13 protein-coding genes are annotated in these 15239 nt (G+C 71.9%); 5 read left to right on the top strand and 8 right to left on the bottom strand.

What is annotated here, in order from left to right; all coding sequences use genetic code 11:
• Positions 1-64 precede the first annotated feature (64 nt).
• The 3 genes from ACZ63J_RS03865 (at position 65) to ACZ63J_RS03855 (ending at position 2389) form a co-directional block, all read left to right on the top strand.
• Complete coding sequence (locus ACZ63J_RS03865; protein ID WP_465399863.1) at positions 65-526, top strand: HNH endonuclease; 462 nt, start codon at positions 65-67, stop codon at positions 524-526.
• A 97-nt stretch (positions 527-623) separates the two neighbouring features.
• A complete protein-coding gene (locus ACZ63J_RS03860) occupies positions 624-1988 on the top strand; it encodes a protein kinase domain-containing protein (protein WP_465399864.1) in 1365 nt (454 codons plus the stop codon).
• A gap of 68 nt (positions 1989-2056) precedes the next feature.
• Positions 2057-2389, top strand: coding sequence for a hypothetical protein (locus ACZ63J_RS03855; protein ID WP_465341072.1), 333 nt, complete (start codon positions 2057-2059; stop codon positions 2387-2389).
• Positions 2390-2393: 4 nt separating this feature from the next.
• On the opposite strand, the gene ACZ63J_RS03850 is transcribed toward ACZ63J_RS03855, so the two are convergent.
• On the bottom strand, positions 2394-3293 hold the full coding sequence (locus ACZ63J_RS03850) for a LysR family transcriptional regulator (protein ID WP_465399865.1): 900 nt from the start codon (positions 3291-3293) through the stop codon (positions 2394-2396).
• A 72-nt stretch (positions 3294-3365) separates the two neighbouring features.
• On the opposite strand from ACZ63J_RS03850, the gene ACZ63J_RS03845 reads away from it, so the two are divergent.
• Entirely contained in the window at positions 3366-4289 is a 924-nt protein-coding gene (locus ACZ63J_RS03845) for a DMT family transporter (protein WP_465399866.1), read from the top strand.
• On the opposite strand, the gene ACZ63J_RS03840 is transcribed toward ACZ63J_RS03845, so the two are convergent.
• From ACZ63J_RS03840 to ACZ63J_RS03810, 7 genes are read right to left on the bottom strand one after another with little or no spacing between them, the layout of a single operon-like run.
• Positions 4195-6021, bottom strand: a complete 1827-nt coding sequence (locus tag ACZ63J_RS03840; RefSeq protein ID WP_465399867.1) for an exo-alpha-sialidase — start codon at positions 6019-6021, stop codon at positions 4195-4197. The genes ACZ63J_RS03845 and ACZ63J_RS03840 overlap by 95 nt on opposite strands.
• Positions 6022-6023: 2 nt before the next feature.
• Positions 6024-7985: a beta-galactosidase gene (locus ACZ63J_RS03835; RefSeq protein ID WP_465399868.1), complete on the bottom strand. Its 1962-nt coding sequence runs from the start codon at positions 7983-7985 to the stop codon at positions 6024-6026.
• Complete coding sequence (locus ACZ63J_RS03830) at positions 7985-8908, bottom strand: dihydrodipicolinate synthase family protein (protein ID WP_465399869.1); 924 nt, start codon at positions 8906-8908, stop codon at positions 7985-7987. Before ACZ63J_RS03830 ends, ACZ63J_RS03835 begins: the two co-directional genes overlap by 1 nt.
• Positions 8908-9852 (bottom strand): oligopeptide/dipeptide ABC transporter ATP-binding protein, encoded by a 945-nt coding sequence (locus ACZ63J_RS03825; protein ID WP_465399870.1) that lies wholly within the window; start codon positions 9850-9852, stop codon positions 8908-8910. The genes ACZ63J_RS03830 and ACZ63J_RS03825 overlap by 1 nt, the downstream gene beginning before the upstream one ends.
• Positions 9849-11753, bottom strand: coding sequence for a dipeptide/oligopeptide/nickel ABC transporter permease/ATP-binding protein (locus tag ACZ63J_RS03820; RefSeq protein ID WP_465399871.1), 1905 nt, complete (start codon positions 11751-11753; stop codon positions 9849-9851). Before ACZ63J_RS03820 ends, ACZ63J_RS03825 begins: the two co-directional genes overlap by 4 nt.
• Complete coding sequence (locus ACZ63J_RS03815) at positions 11750-12709, bottom strand: ABC transporter permease (RefSeq protein WP_465399872.1); 960 nt, start codon at positions 12707-12709, stop codon at positions 11750-11752. The genes ACZ63J_RS03820 and ACZ63J_RS03815 overlap by 4 nt, the downstream gene beginning before the upstream one ends.
• A gap of 12 nt (positions 12710-12721) precedes the next feature.
• Entirely contained in the window at positions 12722-14320 is a 1599-nt protein-coding gene (locus ACZ63J_RS03810) for an ABC transporter substrate-binding protein (RefSeq protein ID WP_465399873.1), read from the bottom strand.
• Between the two features lie 142 nt (positions 14321-14462).
• Between ACZ63J_RS03810 and ACZ63J_RS03805 the strand changes: the two genes are divergently transcribed.
• A complete protein-coding gene (locus ACZ63J_RS03805; protein WP_465341084.1) occupies positions 14463-15188 on the top strand; it encodes a FadR/GntR family transcriptional regulator in 726 nt (241 codons plus the stop codon).
• The last annotated feature ends 51 nt before the right edge of the window (positions 15189-15239 follow it).

The following is a 15239-nucleotide window of genomic DNA, read 5'->3' as shown; positions in this document are numbered from 1 at the left end:
AGCCGCCCGTCGGACCGCCGACGGGCGGCTTTCTGCGTCTCCCCACCGAAGGAAGAGGTGCGCCGTGAAGGTTCTTGTCCTCAACGCCGGCTACGAGCCGCTGCAGACCGTGTCCGTCCCGCACGCCATCCGGATGCTCGTGCGGCACGTCGCCGAGATCCACGAGGCCGAAGACGGTCTCGCGTACGGGCTGTTCCCGCGCCCGAAGATCGTCCGGTTGCTGCGGTACGTCGTCATGAAGTGGCGATATACGCAGCCACCGCGCTGGTCCCGGCGCGGGGTCCTGGTCCGGGACGGGCACCGCTGCGCCTACTGCGGGCAGCGCGCGACCACGATCGACCACGTGACGCCGCTGTCCCGCGGCGGCGCCAGGACCAGCTGGCTCAACACGGTCGCCGCGTGCGGCGGCACGCCCCGCAGCTGCAACGCCCGCAAGGCGGACAAGCTGCCGGCCGAGGCCGGGATGAAGCTCCGGTTCACCCCGGCCGTCCCGACGTGGGACCAGCTGCACCGGCCCGGCGCGTGAGCGCGGCCTGCCCGCCGGCACCTCCGGCGGGCAGGCCGTAGGCTCGAACCGATTGCCGCTGGCATCCGTGTGTTCCGGGGAAGGCCGGGAGGTCGTCGTGACCGACGCAGGAGAGCTGATCGCCGGGCGCTACCGGCTGGACGAGCGGATCGGCCAGGGCGCGATGGGCGTCGTCTGGCGGGCCCGCGACGAGCGGCTCGACCGGGTGGTCGCCGTCAAGCAGCTGGGGTACGACCCGGCGATCGGGCAGGCCGCCGGTGAGCAGGCGGCTTCGCGCGCGATGCGCGAGGCCCGGCTCACCGCGCGCCTGCGGCATCCCCACGCCATCACCGTGCACGACGTCGCCGAGCACGGCGGCGAGCCGTACCTGGTCATGGAGTACCTGCCCTCGCGCAGCCTCGCGGAGATCCTGCTCGACCGGGAGAGCCTGCCCGCCGACGAGGTGGCGCGCATCGGCCTGCAGGTGGCTTCGGCGCTGGCCGCCGCGCACGCCGAGGGCATCGTGCACCGGGACGTCACCCCCGCCAACGTGCTCATCGGCGAGTCCGGCGTCGCGAAGATCGCCGACTTCGGGATTTCGCGGGCCACCGGCGAGGGCACGGTGACCGGCGGCGGGTTCATCGCGGGCACCCCCGCCTACCTCTCGCCCGAAGTCGCGAACGGCGCCGACGCGGGCTTCCCGGCCGACGTCTTCTCCCTCGGCGCGACGCTCTACCGCGCGCTGGAGGGCGCGCCGCCGTTCGGGAACGACGACAACGCCATCACGCTGCTGCTGCGCGTCGCCCGGGACGAGGTCACCCCGCCGCGGCACAGCGGGCCGCTCGCGGAGGTGCTCGGGCGGCTGCTGCGGCGCGACCCGGCCGAGCGCCCGGTGATGGCCGAGGTGCAGGACCTGTTCGAAGCCGTCACCGGCGGCCGTCCGCTGCCGCCGCCCCGGCCGCGGCCGCGAGGGCACCTGGGGACCCGGCTGCTGCGCGTCCACCGCCCGCGCCGCCGGCTCGTCCTGGCGAGCACGGGCGGTGCGTTGCTGCTGGCCCTCGGCGTGGTGATCGGGACGGCGCTGGTGCCGGACCGACCGGCCCCGGCGGCGGCCCCGGTCGCCGCGCCGGTCCCGGCCACTCCCCCGCCCACCACCTCGACGACCCCGGCCGACCTGGGCTGCGCGGCCCGCTACCAGGTGACGAACTCCTGGCCCGGCGGCTACCAGGTCGAGGTGACGGTCCGCAACGACCGCGCGGCCGCGCTGTCCGGCTGGCGCGTCCGCTGGACCCTGCCGGACGGGCACCACATCAGCGGCCTGTGGAACGGCACGTTCACGGTCGACGGCTCGACGGTGACGGTCGACAACGCGGCGTGGAACGCGAAGCTCGACGCGGACGGCTCGACGACGTTCGGGCTGATCGCGCTGACCGGCAACGGCGCCGCCGACGGCCGTCCGGAGCTCACCTGCCGGACGCTCTGAACCGTCCGGACGGCGTCTTCCGGCCGCCCTGGGCCGCTGGGATAGTCGTGGTGAGGACGGGAGGTCCGGTGAAGCCCATCAGATCCCGCCGTCGGTCCCTGCGCTTCGACGGGAGCGCGATCACGCTGACCATCGCGACCAAGATCTGGGCGGTGGTCCCGGACGACCAGAAGAACCGGTTCCCGCTCGCGAAGATCACCGCCATCCGCCACACCCCCGCCACGGCGTGGAAGCCCGGGAAGATCGAGTTCGTGACGCCGGACGGGCCGGGCGCGGTCGTCGAGAACGTCCCGCTGTTCGCCGACAAGCTGGCCGGCAACACGTTCCAGTACGACTACGGCGACCGCAAGAAGGTCGCGAAGTTCCTGGAAGCCGTCGAGAAGGCGCGGGCCGCCAAGTAGCGGCTCACAGTTCCGCCACCCACTCGGCCGCCGACCGCTCCAGCAGGTCGAGCACGGCCCGGATGTCCGGCCGCCGGGCCGTGCCGCTCCGGGTCACCGCGAACACCTTGCGGGTCAACGGTTCCGCGAGCCGGTGGAGGCCGACCCCCAGCGGTCCGGCGGGAAGCGCCATAGCCGGCACCAGCGCCACGCCCGCCCCGGCGGCGGCCAGCGCGATCAGCACCGCGAAGTCCGGTGACTCCGCGGCCACCGACGGCACAAAACCCGCCGCCCCGCACGCCCGCTGGATCATCTCGTGGCACGAGAGGTCGGCGGTGGGCACGAGCCAGGGCCGATCGGAGAAGTCGGCCAACCGCACGGGCTCGCCGGAGCCCGGCGGGCCGGCGGTCGCCAGCAGGACCGGCTCCGAGAGCAGCACCCGGTCCTCGCACCGCGGCGGGACGTCGCGCGGCAGCAGCGAATACCCGTGCACCACCGCGATGTCCGCGTCCTGGGTGCGCAGCGACCGGAAGGCGGTCTCCGGCTCCTGCACGGCCAGGCGCAAGGACACCGCCGGCGGCAGCTCGGCCCACACCCGCGGCAGCAGCTGCCGGGACGCCGAGGCGAACGCCGCGACCCGGACCGTGCCCGTCCCGCCGTTCTCGGCGACCGCCGCCAGCGCCGACTCGGCCGCCGCGAGGTCGTCGAGGATGACCTCCGCGTGGGACACCAGCAACCGCCCGGCCGGGGTGAACGCCAGCGTGCGGCCTTGTTTCTCCAGCAGCGGTGTCCCGGCCTCGCGCTCGAGCGCGGCCAGGTGCTGGGAGACGGCGGGGCCGGTCAGGTGCAGTGCCGCGGCCGTGGCGGCCACGGTCCGGTACTGGGCGAGTCCGTGCAGGATGCGCAGGCGGCGAAGCTCCAACATGAAGTCCGACTTCCTGGTTCAAGAAGAAACCGTAACTGGTACTTCAGTATCGCACGGCCGACGATGGAGAACGTGAAACTCGCAGCTCTCGCCGTCACCGTCGTCCTATGGGCCTCGGCGTTCCCCGCGATCAAGGTCGGCCTCGACGGGTACGGCGTCGCGGGCCTCTCGTTCGCCCGGCTCGCGGTCGCGTCGGCCGTCCTGCTGCTCGCCGCGCCGATCCTCAAGGTGCGCGTACCGCAAAAGGCCGACTTGCCGCTGATCGCCGCCTGCGGGCTGGCCGGGATGAGCGCCTACCAGGTCCTGCTCAACTGGGGCGAGGTCCACGTCCCGGCGGGCACCGCGAGCCTGCTCGTCTCGGTGGCGCCGGTGTTCAGCGTCCTGCTCGCCACGGCGTTCCTGGGCGAGCGGCTGACCGCGCGCAAGGTCCTCGGCAGCGCCGTCGCGCTCGGTGGCAGCGCGCTCATCGCGGTGGGCGGCGGCCTGGGCTACTCGGGCGCGGCGTGGGTCGTGCTGGCCGCCGCGGCCGTCCAGGGCGTCTACCACTTCTGCAGCAAGCCGCTGCTCAAGCGCTACACCGGGCTCGAAGTCGCGTGTTACGCCATGTGGGCCGGGACGCTCTTCCTCGCGCCCCTCGCCCCGCAGGCGCTGGACGCCGTCGCGACGGCCCCGGCCGCGGCGACACTCTCGGTTGTTTTCCTCGGCGTGCTCCCCTCGGCCGCCGGGTTCGTCGCCTGGGGGTACGCGGTCGCACGGCACTCGATCGCCGTCGCGACCGGCGCGCTCTACCTCGTCCCGGCGGTCGCCCTCGCCGTCGCGTTCGGCTGGCTCGGCGAGGTCCCGACCTGGGTGAACGCCGCCGGCGGTGCGCTCAGCATCGCCGGCGTCGTCCTCATCTCCCTCAGCCGTGGATCCGGTCGAACGGCAGCCGCAGCACCTGCCCCGCGGGAACCGGCGCGTTCCGGAGGCGGATCGCGTCGAGCTCCGGCGCCGTGAGCGCCCGGCGGTAGAAGCGAACCTCGTCGAACGAGCCGTTCCACCGGAACGTGTTGTCGAGCCGCTGCCCCAGCTGAAGCTGGAACGACACGGTCTGGCTGACCGACCCGGCGACCGCCGCGCCGGCCGCGGCCTGGACACCGTCGACCCACAGCAGCAGCCTGCCGCCCGTGCGCTCCAGCGCGACGTGGTGCCAGGCCTGGTCGTCGTAGGCCTGCGCCGTCGTGATCGACGCGGTCCCGGCCGCCGTGGTCATCGTGGTGATCAGCCGGTGGTTCGCGGGTTCGCCGCGCAGCCACAGCTGCGGCGCCGTGGTGCCCATCCCGCCGAGCCAGAAGAGCACCTGGCTGCCTTTGCTCGCCCCGTACCGGAACCAGCCGGTCCACGTGAGGTCACCGTCGCCGGGCGGCTGCGCCGGGTCGTACGGCACGCGGACGTAGTCGTCGACGCCGTCCAAGGTCAGCGCACCGCCGAACCGGCCGGGCGTCACCGGCGCGCCACCCAGCACCCGCGCGTCGGCGTGACCCGAAACGTCCGGTGTGGACGGTCCCGCGGAGCGGTGCCGGCCCAGGTAGTCTTCGGTGAACCGCGCGAAGCGGATCTCGTCACGCGCGTCGACCGCGCCGCCTTCGTACAGGAGCCCGATCTCCGGACCGCCGATCTGCACCAGGTCGGAGTAGCCGGACCAGTCCGTCGTGATCTGCGTGCCCTGCTCGGCGTTGTCCCACGTCCGGCCGCCGTCGTAGGACGAGCGGATCATCATCCACCGCCGCCGGTCGGTGTCCGACGGCGACGAGAGCAGGAGGCGATCGCCGACCCGCACGATCGCCCCCTGCACCATCGGCGTCACCAGGTCGGGGATGGTGGTGAAGGACCTGGAGAACGTCTCGCCGCCGTCGCGGCTGACGGCGTAGTCGCGGTTGCCGATGTCGGTGCCGCCCTGCTCACGGCCCCCGGCGTAGATCGAGCCGTCCGCCAGCTCGACGACGGTGACCTCGGACGGCTTCTGCGTGTACGTCCCGCCGACCGGGTGCGGGTAGCTGTTGACGGCGCCGACATGCCAGCTGCGTCCGCCGTCGTCGCTGTACACAAGCCCGGCGTGGTTCTCGATGGAGTTCGTGCCGTCGCTGGTTTCCGCGTTGACGCCGAACACGAGCCGTCCAGCGTGGCGGCCGCGGGTCAGCTGGATCCCGTGCACCGGGCCCGAGGCGTACCACGAGTCCCAGTTCGGCAGTTTCGCCTGAGCGCTGATGTCGACCGGGGCCGACCAGGTCCGGCCGTCGTCGTCGCTGTACTGCGAGTGCGGGGTCCGCGGACACGGGACGTCGCAGGCCTTGTCGTCGGTGCGGCCCTTGTTGTACGTCGTGACCAGCACGATCCGGCCGGTCCGGCGGTCCACCATGGGCACCGGGTTGCCGTGGGTGTCCCCGCCGCCGCGGTTGACCACCTGCAGCGGTGACCACGTCTTCCCGCCGTCGGTGGAGCGTTTCAGCACGAGGTCGATGTCGCCGGTGTCACCGCAGTTGTCGATGCGGCCTTCGGCGAAGGCCAAGAGCGTGCCGTGGGTGGACTTGACGATCGCCGGGATCCGGAAACAGCTGTACCCGGGATCCTGCGACGCCTTGAACAGGACCTGCTGGTCGAACTGCGGCGCGGCCTGCGCCGGGCTCACGGCGAGCAGCGTGCCCGCCACCAGGGCCACCAGCGCGGCCCATCTCCCCAGTGTTCTCATTCTCATCCCTTCAGGACGGCGACACCTCGCGGGGCGAGCCGGACCTGGTCCACCGGCCGCGACGGGTCGGTCAGCAGGTCCGGCGCGGTGTGCGGCAGGTCGACGGTGACCGGCTCGGTGCCGTGGTTGAGCAGGATCAGGTAAGCGCTTTCCCCGCCGTGCCGGACGACGGCCTGGACCCCGGGCGGAGCCGCCAGAACCGGCGTCACCCCGGCTTCGGCGGTGACGCTGCTCAGCAGCGAAGCCAGATCGGGGCGGGTGCTGACGTACCAGGCGACACCGTCACCGAAGGCGTGCCGGGTGATCGCGGGCCGCCCGGCCAGGTCACCACTCGCGAACGACGCGACGACCTCGGCGCCTTCGAGCTCGATCCATTCGGACCAGATCGCCCCGGAATCCGTGGTCCCGTCGCCGAAATCGAGTGAGGTCGTCCCGTCAAGCGGCCAGAACTCGTCGACGCGCAGGCCGAGGACGTCCCGCAGCGGCGCCGGGTGGCCCCCGAGGTACGCGCGATCGCAGCCGTCGACGATGCCGCTGAAGTACGACACCACGAGGTGCCCGCCGCCGGCGACGTACGCGCGCAGGTTGTCCGCGGAAGCCTGCTCCAGCAGGTAAAGATTCGGGACGACCACGAGCTTGTAGCCCGACAAGTCACGCGAGGGAGGGACGACGTCGCAGGTGATGTTGGCGTCGAACAACGGCGCGTAGTGCGCGAGGTGCGTCTCGAGCTGGTCCAGCCGGGCCGGGTGTGAGTCCAGCTCCAGGCCCCACCAGCTCGGCCAGTCGTGCAGCAGGGCGACGTCGGCGCGCACGCGCGTCCCTGCCAGTTCGGGCACGCGGGCCAGCTCCTGGCCGAGCGCGGCCGTCTCACGGAAGGTGCGGGTCTCGCGGCCGCCGTGCGGGACCATCGCCGAGTGGAACTTCTCGGCGCCGCCGCTGGTCTGCCGCCACTGGAAGAACAGCACGGCGTCGGCGCCCTGGGCGATGGCCTGCCAGCTGCCGAGCCGCATCGCGCCGGGCGGCTTGGGGCTGTTGCGGGGCCGCCAGTTCACCGCACTGGGGGCCTGTTCGAGCAGCAGCCACGGTTGGTCCTTTGTGGACCGGACGAGGTCGTAGGCGAACGCAGCCTCGACGTGGGCGCGCGGGTCGTACGGGTCGGGGTAGGAGTCGAGGCTGACGACGTCCTCGTGCGGTGTCCAGGTGTGCCAGTCGAGCGCCTTCTGCACCAGGCCGACGAAGTTGGTCGTGACCGGGATGCCCGGCGTGATCCGGCGCAGGACGCGCTTTTCGGTCAGGTAACAGCCGAGCGCGGCGTCGGAGGAGAACCGGTGGAAGTCCAGCTGCTGCGCGGGGTTCGGGAACGTCGGCGCGACGCGCGGCGGCAGGATCTCGGCCCAGTCGTCGTACCGCTGCGACCAGAACGTCGTGGTCCACGCCGCGTTCAGCGCCTCGACCGTGCCGTACCGCTCCTGCAGCCACCGACGGAAGTCCGACGCGGACTCGTCGCAGTAGCAGGCCCGGACGTGGCAGCCGAACTCGTTGCCGATGTGCCACATCGCCAGCGCCGGGTGCCCGGCGTAGCGCGTCGCCAGCTGCTCGACCAGGCGCTCGGCGTGTGCCCGATAGACCGGGCTGGACGGGCAGAACTGCTGCCGGGCGCCGGGCGAGAGCCGGACGCCGTCGGCGCGCACCGGCAGGGTTTCCGGGTGCGCGTGGGACAACCAGGCCGGCGGTGACGCCGTCATCGTCGCCAGGCACACCTGGACACCCACGCCGGCCAGGCCGTCCATGACGTCGTCGAACCAGCCGAAGTCGTACTCCCCCGGCCGCGGCTCGACCGCGGCCCACGAATAGATCCCCGCGGTGACCATCGTGACGCCGGCTTCGGCCATCAGCTTCAGGTCTTCCCGGCGGACCTCCTCGGACCAGTGTTCGGGGTTGTAGTCGGCGCCGTAGCGGATCATCAGAGCAGACCCGCCTCGGCGAGCTTCTCCTTGATGCGCAACAGCTCCTCGTCGTCGAGGGGCAGCTGTGGCGGCGCCATGACAGCGTTGTCGACGAACCCGCGCATCTTCATCGCGGCCTTGAACGCGCCGAGCCCGGCCGAGCCGCGGCCCATCCGGCTCGGGGGCGCCACCGAGGTGATCGAGAACAGCTTCAGCAGGCGTTCCTGCTCGCGGCGGGCCGCGGCGAGGTTGCCGGACCTGAAGTGGTCGTGGATGAGCACGTACCCGACGGGGTCGACGTTGGCCAGGCCGGGGACGGCGCCGTCCGCGCCCATCGCGAGCGCCGCGTCGACGACCAGCTCGGAGCCGGTGAAAACGGCGAAGGAGTCGAGACCGCGTTCGCGCTTGCCGAGCAGCACCAAGCGGAACGCCGCTTCATCGCCGCTGGAGTCCTTCAACCCGGCGATCACGCCGTCGGCGGCGAGGTCGAGCACCATCGCCCCGTCGAGCTTGGTGTGCACCGCGACCGGGATGTCGTAGGCGACGATCGGCAGCGCCGTGCGCTCGGCGAGCAGGCGGAAGTGCCGGTCGACCTCGGCGACGTGGGTCCGCGTGTAGTAAGGCGCGGTGACGACGACGGCGTCGGCCCCGGCGGCTTCGGCGGCCCGGATGTGCTCGGCGACCCGCAATGTCGTCATGTCGATACAGCCGGCGAGCACCGGGACGCGCCCGGCGACCTGGTCGACCGTCGTCTCGACGACGACACGGCGCTGGGCGTCCGGGAGGAAGGCGACCTCGCTGGACGAGCCGAGGACGAACACGCCGTGCACCCCGGCGTCGAGCTGGACCTCGACGTGGCGGCGCAGCGAGTCGGTGTCCACGCTGAAGTCGTCGTTGAACGGCGTGCACAGCGGCGGGACGATTCCGGCGAACTTCGGCATCAGGTGGTCACTCCGGTCGGGATCTCGGGATGGATGCAGCGGTAGGTGTGCCTGCCCTCGGCCACGGCGAGCGGCGGCAGCTCGGCCGCGCACTCGTCGGTGGCCTTCGGGCAGCGGGTGCGGAACGGGCAGCCGCTCGGCGGGTGCGTCGCCGACGGCACCGGCCCGCTGAGCACGATCGGCTCGACGGGGTGCAGCAGGCTGGGCGTCGCCGAGAAGAGCGCGCGGGTGTACGGGTGCCGGGCCGCGGCCCCGACCGGCGCCTCCTCGACGATCCGGCCGAGGTACATCGTCACGATCCGGTCGCTCATCTTCGACACCGTCTGGATGTCGTGGGAGACGAACACCATCGCCAGCTCCAGCTGTTCGCGCAGGTCGAGCAGCAGGTTGAGGATCTGGGCGCGGACCGAGACGTCGAGGGCGGAGGTCGGCTCGTCGGCGACGAGCAGCGCCGGCCGCAGGGCCAGCGCGCGGGCGATCGCGACCCGCTGGCGCTGCCCGCCGGAGAGCTGTCCCGGCACCGCGTCGGCGACGCTGGCGGGCAGGCCGACCAGTGACATCAGCTCGCGGACGCGGTCCTCACGCTCGGCCGGGGTGCCGACGCGGTGCACGTCGAGCGGGTCGCGGATGATCCTGGCGACGGCGAGCCGCCGGTTCAGCGCGGTGGACGGGTCCTGGAACACCATGCCGACCTCGCGGCCGGAGCCGCGTTCCAGGGGCTTGCCGCGGAACCGCACGGTGCCCGCGGTCGGCCGCTGGAGACCGACGACCACCTTGGCCAGCGTCGACTTGCCGCAGCCGGACTCGCCGACGACCCCGATCGTCTCGCCCGGGTTCACCACGAGGTGGGCGTCGGTGAGCGCGTACACGTTGTCGTGGCCGAACAGGTTCGCGCCGCGGATCCGGTGGACGACGTGGACGCCGTCCAGTTCGAGCAGGTTCACGCCGTCGCCTCCTTCTCGCGGGCGAGGTCGACCGCCGGGAAGTGGCAGGCGACCAGGTGGTCGACGGGCTCGCCGAAGCGGACCGGGGTCTCTTCGCAGCACTTGGCGCGGGCCGCCGGGCAGCGGTCGGCGAACCGGCAGCCCGCCGGGAACTCGGCGGGGGCCGGGACGACCCCCTTGATCTGGGTGAGCCGGGCCTCGTTCTCCTCCAGCGAGAGCACCGCGCTGAGCAACCCGCGGGTGTAGTGGTGCCGCGGTGAGCCGACAACCTCGGCGGTCGTGCCCAGCTCGGCGACCTGCCCGCCGTACATGACAACGACGCGGTCGGCGATCTCGGACACCAGCGCCAGGTCGTGGGAGACGAGGATGAGCGCGAACCCGAGCTCCTCCTGCAGCCGCAGCAGCAGCGCCATGATCTGGGCCTGCACCGTGACGTCGAGCGCGGTGGTCGGCTCGTCGGCGACGATCAGCTTCGGGTCGCGCGAGAGCGCCATCGCGATCAGCACCCGCTGGCGCTGGCCGCCGGACAGCTCGTGGGGGTACGCGCGCAGTGTGCGGCCCGGGTCGAGGTTGACCAGCTCGAGCAGCTCGGCCGGGGTGCGCGTGCCACCGCGGCGGGTGAACTGCTTGAGCTGGGCCCGGATGGTCATCGCCGGGTTGAGCGAGCTGAGCGCGTCCTGGTAGATCATCGCGATGTCGTGGCCGAGGTGGCGGCGGCGTTCGCCGGGGCGCAGGGCGAGCAGGTCGCGCTGCGCGAACCGGATCTGGCCCGTCACCTCCGCGCCGGCGGGCTGCAGGCCGAGGATCGACAACGCCGTGAGCGTCTTGCCGCAGCCGGACTCCCCGATCAGGCCGAGGACCTCGCCGGCGCGGACGCTGAACGACACGCCGTCGACGACGTCCACACCCTCGTGCCGCCCGGGGAACGCGATCCGCAGCCGGTCGACCTCCAGGACCGTGTCGCGGTGGTCCAGGGACCGGGCGGTGCGGGACAGCCGCTCCCCCGCTTCCCGCAGCCCGGCGATCGGCAGGACGGGCGCGGTGTCGGCGTCGTCGCGGGCTTCGACGGCCTTCGCGACTTCGGCCGCCTTGACCGCCCGCGCCGAAGGTGCGGCCCAGGCGTCGGAGATCCGCTCGGACAGGATGTTCAGCGCCAGCACCGTGACCAGGATGAGCAGGCCGGGGAAGAGCGTCGCCCACCAGCCGCCGGTCAGCACCAGGTCCTTGCCGTCGGCGAGCACCGAGCCCCACGACGGGTCGGGCGGCTGGATGCCGGCGCCGATGAACGACAGCGACGCCTCGAACACGATCGCGTCGGCCACCGTGACCGTGCAGTACACCAGCACCGGCGCCGCGCAGTTGATCGCGACGTGCCGGGTCAGCACGAAGAACCGCCGCGCCCCGATGACGCGTTCCGCGGCGACGTAGTCCTCGCCGTACTGGGCCAGCACGTTCGCCCGGATCACCCGGGCCACCGCGGGCATGTTGAGGAACCCGATGGCCAGGACCAGCACGACGATCCCGTGCCCGAACACCGCGACCAGCACCGCCGCGAGCGCGATGCCCGGGAAGGCCATGATGACGTCGAGGACCCGCATGACGACGGCGTCCACCCGGCGGTGCGACGTGGCGGCGAACGCCCCGATCACCGCCCCCGACACGAGCGCGAGCGCCACCGCCCCCAGGCCGATGGCGAGCGACCAGCGCGTGCCGGCGACGAGCCGGGAGAAGATGTCGCGGCCGGAGGTGTCGGTGCCGAACCAGTGCGAGCCGCTCGGGCCGCCGGTGTCGGTGCTGAGCGCGTCCGGGTTGTGCGTCGCGACGAGCGTGCCGAGCACGGCGACCAGGATGAGCACACCGAGGATCGCGAGAGCGGGCCAGGACCCGCGCAGGCGCCTCACGCGTGGCTCCGCAGGCGCGGGTTCGCGATCAGGTACAGGACATCGACGACCAGGTTGACCAGCACGAACCCGATCGCGATCGTGATCACGAAACCCTGCACCTTGGCGGTGTCGCCGTCGGTGACGGCCTGGATCATGTTCTGCCCCATCCCCGGCAGCGCGAACATCGTCTCGATGACGACGGCGCCGCCCAGCAGGTAGCCGACCCGCAGGCCGAGCACGGTCAGCGGCGTGACCAGCGCGTTCCTCAGCACGTTGCGCCCGACCACGACGACCGGCGGCAGCCCGCCGCCGCGCGCGGTGCGGACGTAGTCCTTGTCCAGCTCCTCGACCATCGACGTCCGGATCACCCGGGTCAGCTGCGCCGCCACCGGCAGCGCCAGCGAGACCGCGGGCAGCGTCAGCGAGTTCAGCCAGCCGCCGAACGAGTCGGCCGGGCTGACGTAGCCGCTGGTCGGGAACAGGCCCTGGCCGACGGCCAGCCACTGGACCAGCAGCAACGCCACCCAGAACGCCGGCGCGGCGACCCCGGCCAGGGTGACCACGCGGATCACCTTGTCCGGCCAGTGGTCGCGGAACAGCGCCGACGTCACGCCGAGCACCAACGCCGTCACCAGCGCGATGACCAGGCCGAGCAGGGTGAGCTGGACGGTCAGCGGCAGCGCGGTCGCGATCGTGTCGCCGACCGGCTGCTTCGTGATCACGCTGGTGCCGAAGTCGCCCTGGACCAGGTGCCAGACGAAGTGGACGTACTGCAGCGGCAGCGGGTCCAGCAGCCCGTTCTCCAGCCGGAACTGCTGCAGCTGCTCGGCGGTGGCGTTCGCGCCGTCGAAGGCGGCCAGCGCCGGGTCGACCGGCGCGAACCGCATCACGATGAACACGAACAGGATCACGCCGAGCAGCAGCGGGATCAGGGCGAGGATGCGGCTGAGCAGCATCCGCACGACGACGGCCACGGGGTTCTCCTCCTAGACCGGCTTGGCCTGGTTCAGGTAGATGCCGGGATACCCCTGGGCGTGCACCCCGGTGATCGCCTTCGGGTCCCACGCGGTGCCGAGCTGGGTGAACACGACCGGGTAGATCACGGCCTGCTCGGAGATCCGGTCGAGCAGCTGCTTGTTCAGCGACGTCCGCTTGGCTTCGTCGGTCTCCGCCGCGGCCTGGTTCTGCAGGGCGAGCAGCGACTGGGCGTCGGCGCCGGTCCACCGGGCGTACTTGGTGGTCAGGATCGACTTGGCGTCGTAGTAGTAGCGGATGAGCAGGTCCGGGTCGTTGCCGAACTGCATCGGGTTGTTGGTCGTCGCGACGACCTGGAAGTCGATGCCCGCGTCCAGCTTGGAGAACAGCGCCTTCGTGTCCTGGGAGTCCAAAGTGGTCTGGACGCCGATCGCGTCCCAGCCCTCCTTGATCACCTTGACGCAGTCGGCGACCAGCGAGGTGTTCGTCGTGGACAGCGTCACCTTGAGCCCGCTGACGCCGGCCTGCTGCAGCAGCTGCCTCGCCTTGTCGGGGTTGTAGGCGAAGTCCTGCGACGCGGGCTGGGACGACGGGAGCTTCGGGTTGATGAACGACGTGCCGGGCGAGCCGGCGCCCTTCAGGCCGATGTCGATCATCTTCTTCTTGTCGATCGCGTAGTGCAGCGCCTGCCGGACGAGGTTGCTGTCGAACGGCTTGTGCTCGGTGTTGAAGAGCAGGAAGAGGTTGTTGCCGCCGTCGGCGAACTCGACCGTCCGGCCCGCCTTGCGGAGCTGCTCGGCGTTGGCAGCCGGGATGTTCTCGGCGATCTGCGCGTCCGGCGTCGCCCCGGAGATGGCCGCGACGCGCGGCGCCGAGTCCACGATGGACTTCCAGAGCATCTTGTCGTACGCGGCCGGGCGCGGGCCGTTGTAGGCGGCGAACTTCTCGAAGCTGGTGTGGGACAGCGGGGCCTGCTCGACGATCTTGTAGGGGCCGGAGCCGACCACCTTGCCGCCCTTGGCGTCGTCCCACTTGCCGTCGTAGACGTGCTTCGGGACGATCTTGCAGCACTGGATGCGCTGCAGCGCGTAGGGGAAGGGGAACTTGAGGACGAACTCGACCGACCGGTCGCCGGTCTTGCGGACCTCCTTGAGCCACGTGGAGAAGAAGCTGTGGATGAGCACATTCTCCTTGTCGTCCAGCGCCCGGGCGTAGGTGAAGACGACGTCGTCCGCGGTCACCGGCTGCCCGTCGTGCCACTGGGCGCCGTCGCGGAGGTCGAACTTCAGGCTGGTGCCGCCCGGGTCGGCGGGCAGCGCCTTCGCCAGGCCCGGGAACGGCGCGCGGGTGATCGGGTCACCCTCCAGGAGGGACTCGTAGCAGTGCAGGATCGCGGCCATCGAGAACGCGGACGCGGTCTGCAGCGGGTCCCAGGTCTGGTTGTTGCCGTAGCCGATCACGGCCGTCAGCGAGCCGGTCGAGCTGCCGGTCTTGTTCGTGGACGCCGGCCCGCCGCACGCGGCGAGCACGGTCGGGAACGCCAAGGCCGCCCCGGCGAAGGTGGTGTAGCGCAGCAACTGGCGGCGGCTGAGCGACGGGCTCTGGGACATCGGTGTCTCCGGCTGGCCTCGAACGGTAGGACATGGGACGTCCTATGACCGGCGTGAGCCTAGGATGGGTTCGCGTGCCGGTCAACCCTTCTGGACGTATGACGTAGGATGTCCTCTCACGACGCATCCGGGGAGGACAGCAGTGGCCCGTCCGCAGCGCAGCGAAGAGATCACCAAGCGCATCATCGACCTGATCGTCGAGCGGGAGCTCCCGCCGGGCGCGCCCATGCCCACCGAGCTGAGCCTGATGGAGGACATCGGGGTCAGCCGCAACTCGATCCGCGAGGCGATCAAGGCCCTGCAGGCCCTGGGCATCGTCGAGATCCGCCACGGCTACGGCACGTTCGTCGGCTCGGCCGGCTCGGAGTCGCTGCAGACGTGGCTGCTGTTCCGCACCCGCGCGCGGGGCGCGACCGACGTCGGGCGGCTGCGTGACCTCCTGGAGGTCCGGGAGATGCTCGAGACCGAGCTGACCCGCCGCGTGGCCACCGACCACCGGCCCGGGCTCGTCGAAGACCTGCAGGCCTGCGTCACGCGGATGAAGCGCAAGGGCCCCGACGCCGCGGAGGCCGACCGCGAGTTCCACGACCTCATCTGCGCCGAGGCCGGGTTCGACCTCGCCCGCGAGCTCACCGGGCTGTTCTGGGACGTCTACCGGATCGCCGAAAGCGAGCTCGGCGGGCCGGCGTCGTCGGCGACGGCCACCGCGAAACGCCACCAGGCGATCGTCGACGCCCTGGTGCTGCGTGACGCCGACGCGGCCGCCGAAGCCGTGCACCGGCACTTCGACGAGGTGCGCAAGCGCGCGAAAGCCGGTCCGTACGGCGGTTTCGGCGTCGCGCGGCCGGTGCCCGCGGCCCATTCCTGACTCTGGGTCGTTGACCCGATCGAGGTAACTTCCGAAAGATCGAGAACCGGG

Source organism: Amycolatopsis sp. NPDC104863 (assembly GCF_055582965.1).
Note: the sequence above shows the minus strand (reverse complement) of the source record. Positions and strands in the feature narration are given on the sequence as shown.

What these genes read in the sequence shown, in the direction of transcription:
- ACZ63J_RS03850 (WP_465399865.1), bottom strand. Translation starts at nt 3,293, where the DNA reads ATGTTGGAGCTTCGCCGCCTGCGCATCCTGCACGGACTCGCCCAGTAC.
- ACZ63J_RS03810 (WP_465399873.1), bottom strand. Translation starts at nt 14,320, where the DNA reads ATGTCCCAGAGCCCGTCGCTCAGCCGCCGCCAGTTGCTGCGCTACACC.
- ACZ63J_RS03835 (WP_465399868.1), bottom strand. Translation starts at nt 7,985, where the DNA reads ATGATCCGCTACGGCGCCGACTACAACCCCGAACACTGGTCCGAGGAG.
- ACZ63J_RS03840 (WP_465399867.1), bottom strand. Translation starts at nt 6,021, where the DNA reads ATGAGAACACTGGGGAGATGGGCCGCGCTGGTGGCCCTGGTGGCGGGC.
- ACZ63J_RS03830 (WP_465399869.1), bottom strand. Translation starts at nt 8,908, where the DNA reads ATGCCGAAGTTCGCCGGAATCGTCCCGCCGCTGTGCACGCCGTTCAAC.